General features: G+C 43.1%; 16 protein-coding genes. 15 read left to right on the top strand and 1 reads right to left on the bottom strand.

What is annotated here, in order from left to right; genetic code table 11:
* Positions 1–3 precede the first annotated feature (3 nt).
* The 12 genes from F0361_RS06030 (at position 4) to F0361_RS05975 (ending at position 10,905) form a co-directional block, all read left to right on the top strand.
* On the top strand, positions 4–1,347 hold the full coding sequence (locus tag F0361_RS06030; RefSeq protein ID WP_154917637.1) for a hypothetical protein: 1,344 nt from the start codon (positions 4–6) through the stop codon (positions 1,345–1,347).
* A gap of 125 nt (positions 1,348–1,472) precedes the next feature.
* Positions 1,473–1,802: a HesB/IscA family protein gene (locus tag F0361_RS06025; RefSeq protein WP_138256549.1), complete on the top strand. Its 330-nt coding sequence runs from the start codon at positions 1,473–1,475 to the stop codon at positions 1,800–1,802.
* Between the two features lie 59 nt (positions 1,803–1,861).
* Positions 1,862–3,307, top strand: a complete 1,446-nt coding sequence (gene sufB, locus F0361_RS06020) for a Fe-S cluster assembly protein SufB (RefSeq protein WP_138256548.1) — start codon at positions 1,862–1,864, stop codon at positions 3,305–3,307.
* Positions 3,308–3,428: 121 nt separating this feature from the next.
* Complete coding sequence (locus F0361_RS06015; RefSeq protein WP_138256547.1) at positions 3,429–4,295, top strand: N-acyl homoserine lactonase family protein; 867 nt, start codon at positions 3,429–3,431, stop codon at positions 4,293–4,295.
* A gap of 6 nt (positions 4,296–4,301) precedes the next feature.
* On the top strand, positions 4,302–5,054 hold the full coding sequence (gene sufC, locus F0361_RS06010; protein WP_154917636.1) for a Fe-S cluster assembly ATPase SufC: 753 nt from the start codon (positions 4,302–4,304) through the stop codon (positions 5,052–5,054).
* A gap of 83 nt (positions 5,055–5,137) precedes the next feature.
* A complete protein-coding gene (gene sufD / locus F0361_RS06005) occupies positions 5,138–6,454 on the top strand; it encodes a Fe-S cluster assembly protein SufD (protein WP_138256545.1) in 1,317 nt (438 codons plus the stop codon).
* Positions 6,455–6,461: 7 nt separating this feature from the next.
* On the top strand, positions 6,462–7,118 hold the full coding sequence (locus F0361_RS06000) for a porin family protein (RefSeq protein WP_154917635.1): 657 nt from the start codon (positions 6,462–6,464) through the stop codon (positions 7,116–7,118).
* Between the two features lie 212 nt (positions 7,119–7,330).
* Entirely contained in the window at positions 7,331–8,545 is a 1,215-nt protein-coding gene (locus tag F0361_RS05995; RefSeq protein WP_154918507.1) for an aminotransferase class V-fold PLP-dependent enzyme, read from the top strand.
* A 72-nt stretch (positions 8,546–8,617) separates the two neighbouring features.
* Complete coding sequence (locus F0361_RS05990; protein WP_154917634.1) at positions 8,618–9,040, top strand: SufE family protein; 423 nt, start codon at positions 8,618–8,620, stop codon at positions 9,038–9,040.
* Positions 9,041–9,045: 5 nt separating this feature from the next.
* Positions 9,046–9,378: an SUF system Fe-S cluster assembly protein gene (locus tag F0361_RS05985; RefSeq protein WP_154917633.1), complete on the top strand. Its 333-nt coding sequence runs from the start codon at positions 9,046–9,048 to the stop codon at positions 9,376–9,378.
* A gap of 23 nt (positions 9,379–9,401) precedes the next feature.
* On the top strand, positions 9,402–9,908 hold the full coding sequence (locus tag F0361_RS05980; RefSeq protein ID WP_154917632.1) for a DUF2480 family protein: 507 nt from the start codon (positions 9,402–9,404) through the stop codon (positions 9,906–9,908).
* A 70-nt stretch (positions 9,909–9,978) separates the two neighbouring features.
* A complete protein-coding gene (locus F0361_RS05975) occupies positions 9,979–10,905 on the top strand; it encodes a DUF3078 domain-containing protein (RefSeq protein ID WP_138256540.1) in 927 nt (308 codons plus the stop codon).
* A 265-nt stretch (positions 10,906–11,170) separates the two neighbouring features.
* Here the strand turns inward: F0361_RS05975 and hflX are convergent, their stop codons facing one another.
* Positions 11,171–12,385, bottom strand: coding sequence for a GTPase HflX (hflX, locus tag F0361_RS05970; RefSeq protein ID WP_138256539.1), 1,215 nt, complete (start codon positions 12,383–12,385; stop codon positions 11,171–11,173).
* A gap of 75 nt (positions 12,386–12,460) precedes the next feature.
* Between hflX and F0361_RS05965 the strand changes: the two genes are divergently transcribed.
* From F0361_RS05965 to katG, 3 genes are all read left to right on the top strand, one after another.
* Positions 12,461–13,438 carry an endonuclease/exonuclease/phosphatase family protein gene (locus F0361_RS05965; RefSeq protein WP_138256538.1) on the top strand — a complete coding sequence of 326 codons (978 nt, stop codon included), beginning with the start codon at positions 12,461–12,463 and terminating at the stop codon, positions 13,436–13,438.
* Positions 13,439–13,596: 158 nt separating this feature from the next.
* The gene (locus tag F0361_RS05960) at positions 13,597–15,807 is read left to right on the top strand and encodes a S8 family serine peptidase (RefSeq protein ID WP_154917631.1); all 2,211 of its coding nucleotides are present in this window, start codon (positions 13,597–13,599) and stop codon (positions 15,805–15,807) included.
* Between the two features lie 219 nt (positions 15,808–16,026).
* Positions 16,027–18,276, top strand: a complete 2,250-nt coding sequence (gene katG / locus F0361_RS05955; protein WP_154917630.1) for a catalase/peroxidase HPI — start codon at positions 16,027–16,029, stop codon at positions 18,274–18,276.
* Positions 18,277–18,467 lie beyond the last annotated feature (191 nt).

Below are 18,467 nucleotides of genomic sequence, written 5' to 3'. Positions count from 1 at the left end.
TCTATGTCCAGATACCTTTGGTACATAGGTGCCCTTTTGATTTTTTCCTGTTCCACGGATCTGGGCAACGAACCGTTGTCCGTATCTGAAAGCAATTTTGAGGGGAAAGTGGAATACATTAAAAATTTTGGCGGAAGTGGCGAGGATACCGGTCAGGCCATCATACAGACTTCCGATGGTGGTTATGCCATTTTGGGCTTTACCAATAGCGTGGATGGCGGTATTTTGGACAAGGAATTGGAGGTAAACGATTATTGGCTTTTGAAGTTGGATGCCAATGGAAACCTGCAATGGAACAAGACCTATGGCGGTTCCAAGGATGACCGGGGCCAAAGCTTGGTCCAGACTTTTGATGGAGGCTTTGCCCTCACCGGATACGCCATGAGCGATGACGGGGACGGTTCCGTAAACAAGGGTTTTCATGATAATTGGATTTTGAAGCTCAATGCTTCGGGTGAAGTTGAATGGGAAAAAAGTTTCGGATTTTCGGGGCATGACCATTCCTACGATATTCTACAAACCGCCGATGGAGGCTTCTTTTTTACCGGTTTTTTGGATATCACTTCCGCCCGGGCGGATGGAAATACCGAAAAGTTCAATACCCTTACCCGTCATGGTGTGGGCGAGTTCTGGGGCACCAAAATTGATGATAAAGGCTCGTTGCAATGGCGGGGATACTTTGGGGGCACCAACAATGATAGGTCCCACGCGGTTGTGCCTTCGGAGGATGGTGGATTTGTAATGGCCGGTTTTTCTGAAAGTGACGATTTTGACATCAGCAGTACCCGGGGGAGTTATGATTTTTGGCTGGTGAAGGTGGACGCTTTGGGGAATTTTGTTTGGGAACGCTCTTTTGGGGGAACGGGTATAGAAATTTCCTATGACATTGCCAATACCTTGGATGGTGGCTATGTAGTTGCCGGGAATACCTTTAGTACCGATGGCGACATTGGAGAGAATAAAGGCGAATCAGATATTTGGTTGGTCAAGGTCGATGCTTCCGGAAAACTGGTTTGGGAACGGACGTATGGCGGCAGCGGTTTTGATGCGGCACAGGCCGTAATTGCCAGTACGGATGGAGGTTATTATGTATTGGGCAACTCCAAAAGCACCGATCAGGACGCGACGGTAAACGCAGGGGAGAATGATATTTGGTTAATTAAGACCGATGGGTCCGGTAATTTGGTTTGGCAAAAATCCTTTGGAGGATCCAATATCGATTTTGGGTTCGATCTGGTAGAAAGTGCAGACGGGAGCATTGTGTTGGTAGGGGAGACCATCAGTGCGGATTTGCCCGGAATATCCAACAAGGGAAAATCGGATTTGGTCCTTATCAAACTTCGGTAATCCAGGGCCCTGAACACATAGAGAATTCCTATGGTTTTATACGTTATAATAATGTTATGTCCTATTGTAAATAGGTGGCAATGAAGTATATTTGTAGACTATTTATAATTAATCCATTTTAAGATATGATACAGGTATCGGAAACGGCAAAAAAGAAGGTGATTACCCTCATGGAAGAAGAGGGTTTTGACGCTTCTAAGGATTTTGTTAGGGTGGGTGTGAAGAGTGGTGGCTGCAGTGGACTGTCCTACGAGCTCAATTTTGACAACAAAATGGATGAAACGGACAAGGTTTTTGAGGATAACGATGTCCGTATCATTGTGGACAAAAAGAGTTTCCTATATTTAGTGGGTACAACCTTGGAATACTCCGGGGGTCTCAATGGTAAGGGCTTCGTCTTTAACAACCCCAATGCGCAACGTACCTGTGGTTGTGGCGAAAGCTTTTCACTGTGATTTGAAAATTTGATAATTAGCCAATTGAATGAATTTTCAAATTGGCAAATTGAAAGGATATGGCATATACTGAAGAAGAATTAAAAAAGGAACTGGAAACCAAGGAATACGAATATGGTTTCTATACGGATATAGAATCGGATACCCTTCCTGTGGGTCTTAATGAGGAAATTATTATTGCGATTTCCAAAAAGAAGGACGAGCCGGACTGGATGACCCAATGGCGTTTGGACGCCTATAGGGCATGGCTAGAGATGGAGGAGCCGGAATGGGCGAACGTCCGTTATAAAAAACCGGATTTCCAAGCTATTTCCTACTATTCGGCCCCCAACAAAAAGCCTAAATACAATAGTTTGGACGAGGTAGATCCAGAGTTGTTGGAAACCTTCAAAAAGTTGGGGATTTCCATTGACGAACAGAAGAAATTGGCCGGTGTGGCTGTGGATATCGTGATGGATTCCGTATCCGTAGCGACAACCTTCAAAAAGACCTTGGCCGAAAAAGGTATAATTTTTTGCTCCATTTCAGAAGCGATACAAGAGCATCCAGAATTGGTCAAGAAGTACATGGGAACCGTGGTTCCAAAGAAAGATAATTTCTACGCCGCTTTGAATTCTGCCGTGTTTTCGGATGGTAGCTTTTGTTACATCCCGAAAGGGGTTAAATGCCCCATGGAACTTTCCACCTATTTCAGGATCAATCAAGCCGGTACGGGTCAGTTCGAAAGAACTTTGGTCATCGCCGATGAGGGAAGTTATGTTAGTTATCTGGAAGGTTGTACCGCGCCATCACGGGATGAAAATCAATTGCACGCGGCCGTGGTGGAGCTTATCGCTTTGGACAACGCCGAAATTAAATACTCAACGGTACAAAACTGGTTCCCTGGTGATAAGGAAGGTAAGGGGGGTGTTTTCAACTTCGTTACAAAACGAGGACTTTGCGAGAAGAATGCCAAGATTTCCTGGACCCAAGTGGAAACGGGGTCGGCAGTTACTTGGAAATATCCATCCTGTGTATTGAAAGGGGATAACTCCATAGGGGAATTTTATTCCATTGCGGTCACCAACAACTTTCAACAGGCGGATACAGGTACCAAAATGGTCCATTTGGGCAAGAATACTAAGAGTACCATCATTTCCAAAGGGATTTCCGCAGGTAAATCACAGAATAGTTATAGAGGTCTGGTACAGATCAACAGCCGTGCGGACAATGCTCGGAATTTTTCGCAGTGCGATTCCCTGTTGATGGGCAACGAGTGTGGGGCACATACGTTCCCCTACATCGAGGCGAAGAACAAGTCGGCCCAAATTGAGCATGAGGCAACCACTAGTAAAATTGGGGAAGACCAGATTTTTTATTGTAACCAAAGGGGAATCGATACGGAAAAGGCAATTGCCCTGATTGTAAACGGATTCAGTAAGGAAGTTCTTAACAAATTACCTATGGAGTTTGCGGTAGAGGCACAAAAATTATTGGAAATAAGTTTGGAAGGTTCCGTTGGTTAGAATCGTACGCATTCCATCCATTCCGACTTTTCTGCGATGGAATAAGTCTATTTAATAGATGTGTACAGTTTATTTGAAATCGAATTGAACAATAGAAATACACTAATCAAATTACATTAAAATGAAGAGATACATACTTCTTTCCTTGGTCGCCATGGTGGCATTTTCATGCAAGGAGATAAAAAAGGAAGAAAAAACGGAGGTTGTTGAAGAAGTAGCCCCAGAAATAAAGCTGTATACTTTGGATGGAGGTACCATCATGGTAAACAATCTTCAATTATTTTCACAGGATACTACCTACCAGGGCCAAACAAAGGAGTTCGCGGATCCCTTCTATGTTGTGGTACATCCCAAAGGAACCTTGATGTGGGATGCCGGCCTTCCGGAAATGTTGGTAGGACAACCTGCTTATACAGACGATGCCGGGGCATTTACCGTATCTAGACAGGATAGTGTGGTAAACCAATTGAAGAAAATTGGATTAACACCAGATGACATCGATTATATAGCACTTTCCCATACCCATTTTGATCATAGCGGTCATGCCAATGCCATTAAAAATGCCACATGGTTGGTACAAGGTCCGGAATATGATTTTGTCACCAGCGAAGATGTCAAGAATAGTGGTGAAGGCATCTATGAGGCGATACAGCAATTGGATAAGATTAAGAAACTAGAAGGTGATTATGATGTTTTCGGCGATGGAAGTGTCATTATAAAATCCATGCCCGGCCATACACCAGGGCATCAGGTCCTGTTTCTGGACCTGCCGGAAAACGGACCCACACTATTGTCTGGAGATTTATATCATCTATACGAAAATAGGGAGCACAGACGAGTCCCTAGCTTTAACTATGATGTGGAAGAAACACTGGCAAGCATGGAAGATTTTGAAACATTTGTAAAGGAAATGGGCGCTAAGGTGTACGTACAACATCAAAAGGACGATTTTAATAAAATGCCAAAGGCACCTGAATTTTTAAAGTAACAGACTATGTTGAAAATTAAAAACCTGCATGCGCAGGTAGATGACAAGGAGATATTAAAGGGAATAAACCTGGAAATAAAGGCCGGTGAGGTCCATGCGATCATGGGGCCCAATGGTTCTGGGAAAAGTACCTTGGCAGAAGTAATAGCCGGTAAGGAAGAGTTTGAGGTCACTGAAGGATCCGTGGAATTGGACGGTGAGGATTTGGAGGATGTGGCTCCGGAGGAAAGGGCGCATAAGGGAATCTTTCTTTCCTTTCAATATCCCGTGGAAATTCCTGGCGTATCGGTTACCAATTTCATGAAGACTGCTATCAACGAATCCAGAAAGGCAAAGGGCTTGGAAGATATGCCAGCGAACGAGATGCTGAAATTGATCCGTGAGAAATCGGAATTGTTGGAAATAGACCGCAAGTTTTTGTCCCGCTCCTTGAACGAAGGATTTTCAGGAGGGGAGAAGAAACGAAATGAGATTTTTCAAATGGCCATGTTGGAGCCAAAAGTGGCAATTTTGGACGAAACCGATTCCGGATTGGACATTGATGCGTTGCGAATAGTGGCAAACGGGGTTAACAAATTAAAAAGTAAGGACAACGCGGTATTGGTTATCACCCATTATCAAAGATTGTTGGATTACATCGTGCCCGATTTTGTCCATGTTTTGCACGATGGTAAAATCGTAAAGTCCGGAGGCAAGGAATTGGCCCTGGAACTGGAGGAAAAGGGATACGATTGGTTAAAGCAGGAAGCTGCCATTTAAGGTAAAAAGTACAAGGTATTAAGTACGAGGTGGGAAATATCAAAAACTAACCACTTTATACTAACTACTCAATACTAAAAAATATGGATTTAAAAGATAAATTGATTTCTTCCTTTATGGCGTTCGAGAACAACGTGGATGTGGAGCATCCCGTTCACGACGTACGTACGGAAGCTATAAAGAATTTTGAAAAAAAAGGTTTTCCCACCAAAAAGGAGGAAGCGTGGAAATACACATCCTTGAACAGTCTTCAGAAAATAGACTTTAGCATCTTCCCAAAAGAGGAGAATGCCTTGGAGTATAAGGATGTCAAAAAATATTTTCTGCACGAGATAGACACCTATAAAATCGTGTTTATCGACGGAATCTATAGTTCCTACCTTTCGGAGACCACCCATGACGGTGTGGACATTTGTTTGATGAGCGCAGCGTTGACAAAACCCATGTACCAGCCCGTAATCGATGTTTACTTTAACAAAGTAGCATCCAAGGATGAATCATTGACAACCTTGAACACGGCATTCAGTAGGGAAGGGGCCTACATTTACATTCCCAAGAACAAAATGCCAAGGAAACCTATAGAAATCCTACATTTTGCCACTGGGAACGAGGCTTCTTTGATGTTACAGCCCAGAAATCTGATCATTGTGGAGGAGAATGCCGAAGTGCAGATTATTGAACGGCACCAAAGCTTAACCGGCAATGAAGTATTGACCAATTCCGTGACTGAAATTTTTGCAGCGGAAAACGGTATAGTGGACTATTATAAAATTCAGAACGATGCACCAACGGCTTCTTTAATCGATAATACCTATATCGACCAAAAGGATAAGAGTGTGGTAAGGGTGCATACCTTTTCTTTCGGAGGGAAATTGACACGAAATAACCTGAATTTCTATCAGAATGGGGAGTACATAGACTCCACTATGAAAGGCGTTACCATTTTGGGCGATAAACAACATGTGGACCACCATACTTTGGTACACCATATAGAGCCCAATTGCGAAAGCCATCAGGATTATAAAGGGATTTATGGAGACAGTTCCACTGGGGTCTTCAATGGTAAGATCATAGTGGATAAAATTGCCCAGAAGACCAATGCTTTCCAACAGAACAACAATATTTTGGTCAGTGATAAGGCGACCATCAATACCAAACCGCAATTGGAGATTTTTGCCGATGACGTAAAATGCTCCCACGGATGTACCATTGGGCAATTGGATGAAGATGCCTTGTTCTATCTACAGACTCGTGGAATACCCCAAAAAGAGGCACGTGCCCTATTGATGTACGCCTTTGCGAACAACGTATTGGCAACGGTTCGGATTCCGGAACTCAAAACACGGATCAATAAATTAATAGCGAATAAATTAGGGGTGAACCTAGGGTTCGACTTATAGAAGTGCTATGAAACATAATAATAGATATTTAAGGGCCATTATTACAATGGCCCTTTTTTTATTGTCAGACCTAGGTGTAAAGGCACAAGAGGCACATTTTGGGTTAAAAGGGGGACTCAATTATTCTTCCATTGTAGGTGACCTTACGGATGGGCTAAAGTTTAGATTTTCAGGTCACGGTGGCATTTTTATGGAAATTGATTTCTCCGATACATTTAAGTTGCAGCCAGAGCTTATGTATTCATCCCAGGGATTTCAATATAGTACGGATCTGGCCGCCATCCAGACAAATGGTGCTGTTGGCGAAGAGAACGATTTTAGAACCAACGTTCAATTAAACTTCATTACGATACCTATTTTGGGAAAGTTTGCGCTAAATGACCGTATAGACCTGGAGTTTGGACCTCAATTTGGATTTTTGCTCAATCAGGTAACAAAAATCAAGGATTTGGACCAGAATATAAATGCAGAAAGAAGGGCTGTGATTTCTGGGGATTTTCAATTGGATTATGGCGCGGCTGTGGGACTAGGACTTATATTAAACGACAATTTCTCCATATCCCCAAGGTTTTATATCGGGCTTCGAAATAGGTTGAATGCCTTGCAAGGAGCACAGAACTATAACGCTTCCATACAATTATCGTTGAATTATTTATTTAAGTGATCTGCAATATAAAATTGGAGTTTTTCTAGTAATCTAAGGTTAATGTGAAATAGTCTTTAATCAAAATGTAAGGTTTTATCCGCATGATTGCAAAGGGGATAAACATATTTATAAGTCCGAATGGGTTTTAGCTTTTTATTAATAAACTTTCAAATCTTCAAATACCCTATATGTCTTGGCTATCGGGTATCTTTGTATATCAATACATCGATATGTTGGATATAAATAAGATACGCGAAGATTTTCCCATCCTAAAGAGAAAGGTCAATGACAGGCCTTTGGTGTATTTGGACAATGCGGCGACCTCGCAGACTCCAAAACAGGTCATTGAAGCCATCGTGGATTATTATGAAAACTACAATGCCAACATCCACAGAGGCGTTCACACCCTTTCACAGGAGGCAACGGATAAGTACGAGCAGGCCAGAATAAAAATCCAGAAGCATTTTAATGCGGCCAAACCCTATGAAATAATTTTTACCTCGGGAACAACGCATAGCATCAACTTGGTCGCTAACGGGTTTGCTGCGTTATTGGAAGACGGCGATGAAATCATAGTCTCTGCCATGGAGCATCATTCCAACATTGTGCCATGGCAAATGTTGTGCGAGCGAACAGGGACCATTTTGAAGGTTATTCCAATGAACATGGAAGGGGATTTGATGATGGAGGAATATGAAAAAATGTTGTCCAACAAAACCAAAGTGGTCTTTTGTAACCATGTATCGAATGCCTTGGGAACCATTAATCCTATAGATGAAATAATTAAGAAGGCCCATGGTGTGGGTGCCGCAGTATTGATAGACGGTGCACAGGCCGCATCCCATATTGTCGCCGATATGCAAGCGTTGGATGTGGATTTCTATACCTGCTCCGCCCACAAAATATGCGGCCCTACCGGAGTAGGTATGCTTTATGGTAAAGAGGAATGGTTGAATAAACTACCGCCCTATCAAGGGGGTGGGGAAATGATTGCTGAAGTGACCTTCGAAAAAACCACCTATGCCGATCTCCCCCATAAGTTTGAAGCAGGCACCCCAAATATTTGTGGAGGCATCGCTTTTGGTGCGGCACTGGATTACATGCACCAAATAGGATTTAAGAATATAGCGGAATATGAGGCCGATTTACTGGCCTATGCCACCAGTGAGCTTCTGAAAATAGAGGGACTCAAAATATATGGTACGGCACAACGCAAGACCTCGGTCATCTCCTTCAATATCGAGGGGGTACATCCCTATGATATTGGCACTATTTTGGACAAATTGGGCATCGCCGTACGAACCGGCCATCATTGTGCCCAACCCATCATGGATTTTTATAAAATTCCGGGTACGGTAAGGGCCAGCTTTAGTTTTTATAATACTATGGCCGAAGTAGATACTTTGGTCGAAGGTGTACAAAGGGCTCGAAACATGTTGTTGTAAGGCAATTTGTTAGAGTAAGACTAAACTTTTGATTACCAAGAATTCCTATTGTATTTTTGTAGAAAACAATACATGCAGATAAAAGAAATACAGGAAGAAATTATAGACGAGTTTTCCATGTTTGATGACTGGATGCAGCGTTATGAATATATGATAGAATTGGGCAAGTCGTTACCTTTGATTGAAGATGCCTATAAGACCGATGACAATATCATCAAAGGTTGCCAGAGTAAGGTGTGGGTGCATGCAGAATTGCAGGATGATAAATTGGTGTTCACAGCGGACAGCGATGCCATTATCACCAAAGGAATCATCGCCATTTTGATACGTGCATTCAGCAACCAAAAACCTAAGGATATCATTGAGGCTGACACCGATTTTATAGATAAAATAGGACTTAAGGAACATTTATCGCCCACAAGGGCCAACGGACTGGTGAGTATGATCAAGCAGTTGAAACTCTATGCAGTGGCCTATCAAACCCAAATAAAGTAATAGATATGAACGAAGAAGTAGTAGGAACGGATACCTCAGAATTGGGGGAGAAAATCGTAAAGGTGCTCAAGACCATTTACGATCCTGAGATTCCTGTGGATATATATGAATTGGGACTAATTTATGATGTACTGGTCAATGAGGACAAGGAGGTTAAAATATTGATGACCTTGACTTCCCCCAACTGTCCGGTTGCCGAAACACTTCCAGTGGAGGTGGAGGAAAAGGTAAAATCCTTGGATGCCATCAAGGACGCCGAGGTAGAGATTACCTTCGACCCTCCATGGACCCAAGATTTGATGAGCGAGGAGGCTAAGTTGGAACTGGGATTGTTATAAATTTCGGCCAAATAAGGAATGGTATGGCAGAGGAAATCATCAATCGGGTCGCTAACAGCAAACTGTTCACTTTCAACCTGGAAGACCATTATCCTACCGGTGAACGGAAACTTTTGGACATAAAGTACTGGTTGTACGAAGGCATTATTCTGAGGGAAAAAGAGTTCAGGACAGCTCTGGAGGAGTATGATTGGAGCCAATATCAGGACTGTTATGTGGCGCTAACTTGTTCCAGTGATGCCATTGTGCCCGGATGGGCGTTTATGTTGATTACGACCAAATTACAACCTATCGCCAAAAGAATTGTACAGGGTTCACTGGAGGATTTGGAGACCGCACTTTACTACGATGTCATAAATACTTTGGACCTTTCCCCATACCAAGATATCCCTATAATTGTAAAGGGTTGTAGTAAAAGACCGGTTCCCCCGAACGCCTACATTTTTTTGACACAAAAACTGCAGAAAGTGGCCAAGTCCATCATGTACGGGGAAGCCTGTTCTTCTGTACCCCTTTTCAAGCGTAAATAATCAGTCAATTTCTATATCTAAAAAGTGACTATTCGTAAATTTGGTGTCTAATTGAAATAAACACTAAATCATGAAAAACACTTTCTTAGTTACATTCCTTCTTTTGGGATGCGCTTTTGGATTTGCACAGACCGAAGCGGAATTAAAAGCGGAGATGGCCCCTAAAAAGGATTCCATTGCCGCTATTCAGGGTAGGGTAGACGCCATTCAGGCAAAAATTGACGCACTTCCGGGCTGGAAAAAAGGTGCTTTTGGTACCATAGGAGCCAACTTGACCAATTTCAACAACTGGTATGCCCAAGGTTCTCCCAACAACTCTTCCGGAAATATTGGTGTTACCGTAAACGGATTCGCAAACCTAAAGCAGGAGAAGTTTTTTTGGAGAAACTCCATGAACGTAAATCTTGCCTGGGTTAAGTTCGATGACAAGGATGACCCTAGCGATGATGACAGCTTCAGACAGGCATCGGACGTATTTACTATTTCCTCCTTGTACGGTCAAAAATTGAGCGAAAAATTCGCCATATCCGGTTTGGGCGAGTACAGAACCACCTTATTGAGCAATTTCAACGATCCTGGTTATTTGGATTTGGGAGTTGGTGCTACGTGGACCCCAATTACGGATTTGGTAGTGGTCATCCATCCCTTGAACTACAACTTTGTGTTTAGCAAGAACGACGCTGTTTTTGAGTCTTCTTTGGGAGCCAAGATCGTGGCGGATTACACCAGAAAAATAGGTGCCGTTAACTTTAAGACCAATCTTTCTATGTTCCAAAGCTATAAAAGCGGTGACTTGTCCAATTACACGTGGATCAATTCCTTTGGCTATACGCTTTGGAATGGCATTGGACTCGGTTTTGAGTTCGGTCTAAGGAATAACAAGCAAGAGGCCCTAAACTATGCCTTGAACCAAACACCGGCAACGGCTACTTCCTTTGATGACGTGGAGAACGATCTACAGACGTATGTGCTGTTTGGTCTTAACTACGCTTTCTAGGAAAAGACTAGTATTATTAGAATAAAAAGCCCTCCTTTTTAGGAGGGCTTTTTGGTTAAGTAGGTATCGTAAAACTTGGGGTTTTTACTTTTAGCTTAAGAAGTTAAATACTGATTTGGGGTCAACACTATCACTTAAACACAGAGTAAAGGTACGGCCTAGATTCAATTTGTACCGCATTTATGTTGTGAACCCAATCCAAAATGTGGTGTAAAATATGAGAGGTTTGATTTGATCGATGAACGACACCAAAGTCTTTAAATGGCTATTGGTATTCGTCCAAATTCTCCGGATAAAGGAAATTATTGTAGGGAAAACGTGTCACATGTATGTCCCTGACCTCCTGGTACACCCGTTTTCTGAATTCATCCAGATTTTCTTTATTTAAAGCGGAAATGAACAAGGCCCTATCGCCCACTTTTTCCATCCAAGTGCGTTTCCATTCCTCAATGGTAAAATGTCTGGAGGTTTTCTCGGTCATGAGATCATCTTCGGCAATAACCTCATTCGTATATTGATCAATTTTATTAAAGACCATAATGGTCTTTTTCTCGGAGCTTTTGATATCCGTAAGGATTTCGTTGACCGAATGGATATGTTCCTCAAATTGGGGATGGGAAATGTCAACGATATGCAGTAGAAGGTCGGCCTCACGTACTTCGTCCAAAGTACTTTTAAAGCTTTCTACCAGTTGGGTAGGGAGTTTGCGAATGAACCCTACGGTGTCGCTTAGTAAAAAGGGAAGATTGCCCAATACCACTTTTCTAACTGTGGTATCCAACGTGGCAAAAAGTTTATTTTCCGCAAAAACCTCGCTTTTGCTGATGACGTTCATTAGGGTGGATTTGCCCACATTGGTATATCCTACCAAAGCGACACGCACCAAGGAGCCTCGGTTCCCTCGTTGGGTCTCCATTTGTCGGTCAATCTTTTCGAGTTTCTTTTTGAGCAAGGTGATTCGGTCGCGGACGATACGTCTATCCGTCTCAATTTCCGTTTCACCCGGACCTCGCATCCCGATACCCCCTTTTTGCCTTTCCAAGTGGGTCCACAGACCGGTGAGGCGGGGCAATAGATATTCATACTGTGCCAACTCTACCTGCGTTCTGGCATAACTGGTTTGAGCTCGTTGGGCAAAGATGTCCAAAATAAGGCTGGTACGGTCTATAATTTTGCACCGCAATTGTTTTTCTATGTTCCGCTGTTGGGCAGGGCTAAGCTCATCGTCAAAAATGACGGAACCAATTTCGTTTTCTTCCACAAAACGTTCTACCTCTTCCATTTTCCCGCTGCCAATAAGTGTTTTTGGATTGGGGACGTCCACTTTTTGGACAAAACGTTTTATGACCTCCCCACCCGCCGTGTAGGTAAGGAACTCCAATTCATCTAGATACTCCGTTACTTTCTCTTCGTTTTGTTCCCTATTGATGATTCCAATAAGGACTGCCTTTTCGTACTCTATGGTCTTCTTCTCTAACATATATATGTAAAGTGCAAAATTACGGAAAACCGCCTATGCTATTTTAGTAATTTTATGGCCCCTTAAAAAAAGGACATGCGATTTCCATTCTTCAAAAAGAAAACTTCCAAACATTTATATACCATTGCCTTCTACAATTTGGAGAATCTTTTTGACCCTAAGAACAATGTCCGTACGTTGGATGAAGATTTTACCCCGGACGGATATAAGAACTGGACCCAGAAGAAGTATCGCAAGAAATTATCCGGTCTAGCCAAGACCATATTTGGCATAGGACAATTCGCAAATCCATATCCACCCGTAATAGTAGGCGTTGCCGAAGTTGAGAATCGCTCTGTCTTAAAGGACCTGATTGAAACGGAGCCTCTAGAGGATGTGGATTATGATTTTGTACACTATGAATCTCCCGATGAACGGGGAATCGACACAGGGCTCATTTACCGCAAAAAATATTTTAAGGTGCTCACCTCCGGAGCAATTCCACTTATAATCAGCAATCCAGATGGAGAACGTGATACTACCAGAGATATACTCTATGTCTGCGGACTACTGAATGGCGAGAAAATACACCTGTTCGTAAACCATTGGCCTTCAAGAAGGGAGGGTGTGGAAAGCACCGAATATAAGAGAATTGCCGCAGCCGAGGTTATAAAAAGAAAGATGGTCGCTATTCAAAGGGATGAAACCGACCCTAAGTATATCGTAATGGGCGATTTCAATGACGACCCCTCGTCCAGTAGCATCCAGTCCCTTTTACAAAATACGGGGTTGCACAACCCGATGGAAAGCCTTCATATACCCAAATCCCGGGGTAGCGCCAGTTATAAAAAAACCTGGAGTCTTTTTGACCAAATACTACTCTCCCATAGATTCTATAAATATGAAAAGGGAAGCCATAGTTTTGACACCGCCAATATCTTTGACCAGGATTTTCTAAAGGAACTAAAGGGAAAATATAAGGGTAATCCTTTTAGGACCTTTGTAGGAAGGAAATACCTGGGCGGTTATAGCGATCATTTTCCCGTATATATCGTTTTAAAGTTGAACAAATAAAAAGAAGGAATAACCTTACAAACATCAAAAAAAGATACTTTCACAACACCCTTTTTAAAACTACTATGTAGTTCATCGAATTTATGGATGTACCGAATTTCCCGATTCGAGTCATTCAATAATATTGTAGTCCAAATCTTACATAATTTATTTATGTTATGGACTATAGATATTATTTTTTCCATAGGGGCGTAAAGATTTCGCTTCTCTTTTTTCTTGTTTTTGGAAGCCTACGAATGGCTGCGCAATCAAAGGAATTTAAGTCCTTAATTAAGCAGGAATATGATTTTTCCAAATTTGGTTCCATGCAAGTTGACCTTGAATTCGATTATGAAGCCAATAGGTCCAAGATTTTGGCTATGGCCAAAGCGAATAAACTGAAAATAAAAGAGGTTTTGCCCGACGGTAAAAAGGTGGAATTACAGGAAATTGGTCAGGATGGAAGCCCCATTTATTATGAAACTTATGCAGATAATGCCAGCCAAGCTTCCAGGGCTTCTGCACTGCATAGCAATGGACTATTAAATTTGGATCTGGACGGTTTGGGAATGCAGGTAGGGGTTTGGGATGCGGGAGTTGCGCTGACCTCCCACCAAGAATTTGATGATCGGGCAATTATTTATGACGAAAGCACCGAAATCGATGCGCATGCCACCATGGTCACGGGAAGTTTGATTTCCTCAGGGATAAAAAGGGATGCCCAGGGAGTTGCCTATAGGGCCCATGTGCTTTCCCATGACTGGACTCGGGACAAGATTGAGGTTGCGTCTGCCGCTGCAAACGGTCTATTGTTATCCAATCATTCCTACGGCATAAAATCGGACCGAGTACCGGATTGGTATTTTGGTTCCTATATCAAGGTAGCCCAGGACTGGGACAATATCATGTTCAACGCCCCCTACTATCTTATGGTAACGGCGGCGGGGAATGCACGGCATAGTGGGGATAACGAATTCCCTATTTTTGGAAATAGTGAAGATGGTTTCGATTTGCTCCTGGGGTTTACCGTGGCCAAAAACGGGATTACTGTGGCGGGATCCAATACTAGAATCGATATAAGGGGAAACTTAAAAGAAGCATCGGTATCGTCCTATAGCAGTTATGGCCCTGTGGACGATGGAAGAATAAAACCCGATTTGGCCGGAGACGGATCCTCCATTATTTCAACAGATGCGAAAGGAGATACCAGCTATGATGTATCCTCGGGTACTTCCATGGCAACACCAGGCGTCACAGGTGCCCTATTGTTACTGCAACAGTATAACGAACAACTTTATGGCTCTTATTTAAAGGCCGCCACCCTAAAAGGCTTGGCTTTGCATACCGCGGATGACGTGGATGCTCCGGGTCCGGATTATAAGATGGGATGGGGCGTGATGAATGCAAAAAAGGCTGCAGAGCTATTGTTTCAAAAGGATTTTAGTACGTATGTTTCGGAAAGTACCTTGGCATCGGGAGAAACATTTGAATTTACGATTAAGGCAACAGCTGGCGAGACACTTACGGCTTCCATTTCATGGACCGATCCTGCATCGGAATATATAAATCGGGGAACGTTGAACGATGGTACACCCGCACTCGTAAACGATTTGGACATCAGAATAACCCAAAACGGAAGAACCTTTCTTCCCTGGAAACTGAATCCCAAAAACCCAAATGCTCCAGCTGAACAAGGCGATAATGTGGTAGATCCATTTGAGAAAATTGAAATACCTAATGCCCAAGGCACGTATACTATCATTGTTTCCCATAAAGGAGGGTTATTGCAGGATGAACAGGATTTTTCCTTGATCGTTTCGGGAGCTTCCTTTACGGAATGTAGTTTGGAGGCACCCATGGGATTGGCACTGGCAAACGCGCTTGAAAAAGAAATTTCCTTGGAATGGGACGAAATGGCGGATGGTCTCTATGAAATCCAGTACAGAAACGAAAAGGATGATACGTGGATTTCAGACTTTACCACGACTCATTCAAAGGCCCTATCAGGTTTGGTTCAGAACGAAGCCTACATAGTGCGGGTTAGGACCTTTTGCTCTCAAAATATGGCCTCGGAATTTGGTATGGAATACAGGTTTACCTTCGAAGGAACCAACACCATGGTAGGGCCCTTGGATGTATTCCAGACTCTAAGTACGGACCAAGGCATCAACTTTTCCGTATATCCCAATCCTGCAATAAACCAAATAAGCCTTCTGACCGAATTAAGTGATTCAGCAATGTATCGAATTATCTCTTCTGCCGGAATTGAATTAAAAATAGGTCAGGTAAACAATGGGCCTATTCAGGTGGCCGATCTCGCCACCGGAATGTACATCCTTCAAGTTAAGGATGGCGAAACCTATAAAAGCACCAAATTCTATAAAAATTAAGTTTTTAATTCGTCCCGTATTCCCCCGGAACCAATTCATTTTTCCTATTATTAGGACCCGACATGCCAAATGCACGTCGGGTCTTTTTTCTAGATATCTGGAGGACCTCCTGCATAGACAAAATCGATATTGAAATAAGTCAAAACAAGAAAATAGCTATTCATTTCAGGCCCTAATTTGGTACCTTTACGGTTACTGGAACTTAAAAACTTAGAGACAATGGATACTAGTAAAAATCCCCATGGAGAAGCATGGGACGTGAACGATTCAGAAGCCGCCGCTTGCCCATTTTTGAACGGGCAAATGAACCAATCTGCAGGCGGAGGAACCACTAACAGGGATTGGTGGCCCAATATGTTGAACCTGAACATTTTGAGGTTGCATTCTTCCAAGTCGGACCCCATGGATCCTGACTTCAACTATGCCGAGGAATTCAAAAAATTGGATTTGGCGGCCATCAAAAAGGATTTGACCGATCTAATGACCGACAGTCAGGATTGGTGGCCAGCGGATTATGGACACTATGGCCCCTTCTTCATTAGGATGACCTGGCATGCCGCGGGAACTTACAGAATATCCGATGGACGAGGGGGCGGAAGTACCGGTAATCAACGTTTTGCACCTTTGAACAGTTGGCCGGATAACGCAAACTTGGACAAGGCCAGATTGTTATTATGGCCCATCAAACAAAAATACGGGAAACAGATTTCCTGGGCAGATTTGTTGATATTGGCCGGAAACGTGGCCCACGAGTCCATGGGACTTAAGATGTTCGGTTTTGGCGGTGGCCGTGAGGATATCTGGCAGCCTGAAGAGGACATTTATTGGGGTTCCGAGACCGAATGGTTGGGCAATAAGGAGCGTTATGATTCTGATGGCAACAAACTGGAAAATCCCTTGGGAGCTGCCCACATGGGGCTTATTTATGTGAATCCGGAAGGGCACAATGCCAATCCAGATCCGATGGAAGCGGCACATTATATCCGTGAAACCTTTGGTAGAATGGCGATGGACGATTATGAGACTGTAGCCTTGATTGCCGGGGGACATACATTTGGTAAAACGCACGGTGCTGCCAAGGATTCCGAATTTTTGGAGTCAGAACCAGCTGGTGCGGACATCACCATGCAGAGTATGGGATGGAAAAACAACTTCAATAGTGGTGTAGGTGCAGATACGATTACTAGTGGACTGGAAGGTGCTTGGAGCCAGACTCCTACAAAGTGGAGCCATAATTACTTTAAAAACCTATTTGGGTTTGAGTGGGAATTGACAAAAAGTCCCGCAGGGGCATGGCAGTACAAGCCCGTAGGGGATGCTGGAGCAGGTACCGTTCCGGATGCGCATATTGAAGGGAAAACACATCAACCTTTTATGTTGGTAACCGATATGTCATTACGTATGGACCCCGCTTACGAAAAGATATCCAGACACTTTTTGGAAAATCCGGATGAGTTTGCGGATGCCTATGCAAGAGCGTGGTTTAAATTAACGCACAGGGACATGGGGCCATTGGATAGATATTTAGGGCCCGAAGTTCCAGAAGAAGTTCTTTTATGGCAAGATCCCGTTCCTGCGGTAGACCATGAGTTGGTAAATGATTCCGATATCGCTGAATTGAAGAAAAACATTTTGGCTTCTGGATTGTCATTGTCCAGTATGGTTTCAGCCGCGTGGGGAGCAGCTTCTATTTACAGGGATTCTGATAAAAGAGGTGGTGCCAATGGCGGACGTATCCGTTTGGCTCCACAGAAGAACTGGAAAGCCAACAATCCAACCCAACTGGCAGAAGTCATTGATACTTTGGAACGTATCCAAAAAGAATTCAACGATGGCCAATCTGGAAACAAAAAAGTTTCTTTTGCGGATTTGGTAGTCTTAGCTGGAACCGCTGCCGTAGAAAAGGCCGCGCATAATGCCGGTCATGAAGTAACCGTGCCATTTTCACCAGGAAGAACCGATGCCACCCAAGAGAATACCGATGCCGAGGCATTCGAAGCTTTGGAACCATTGGCGGACGGATTCAGGAACTTTACCAAAGGAAAGTATTCTGTTAAAGGTGAGGAATTGTTGGTGGACAGGGCGAATCTATTGACCTTGACGCCACCTGAAATGACGGTATTGGTAGGAGGTATGCGTGCCTTGGGTGCCAATGCGGATGGTTCCAATCACGGTATTTTTACCGATAAGAAGGATCAATTGACCAATGATTTCTTTGTAAACCTATTGAATATGGGAACAACTTGGAAATCTATTTCGGATGATGATTCCCTGTTTGAAGGAACCGACCGTAAAACGGGTGCCAAGAAGTGGACAGGTACGCGTGTGGATTTGATTTTTGGATCTAACTCGGAATTGAGGGCCCTAGCTGAGGTATATGCTACTTCTGATTCCAAGGAGAAGTTTGTAAAGGACTTTGTTAAGGTGTGGACTAAAGTGATGAACTTGGACAGGTTTGATTTGAAATAGTAACCATACTAACTCGAATATTTATTTTATAGGGCAGCTCATTGGGCTGCCCTGTTTTATTTGCAAAAGTTAGAATTTAATAAATTACACCCATATCAATCCAACCGATGTTTACTGATTTAAATATCGTTCGTAAGCCAGATTACGGTGTCTTATTTTGACATTGAGAAGGATTTAAAAAATAAGCAAAC

The organism is Maribacter flavus, from assembly GCF_008386635.1.
Classification (GTDB): Bacteria; Bacteroidota; Bacteroidia; order Flavobacteriales; family Flavobacteriaceae; genus Maribacter; species Maribacter flavus.
Note: the sequence above shows the minus strand (reverse complement) of the source record. Positions and strands in the feature narration are given on the sequence as shown.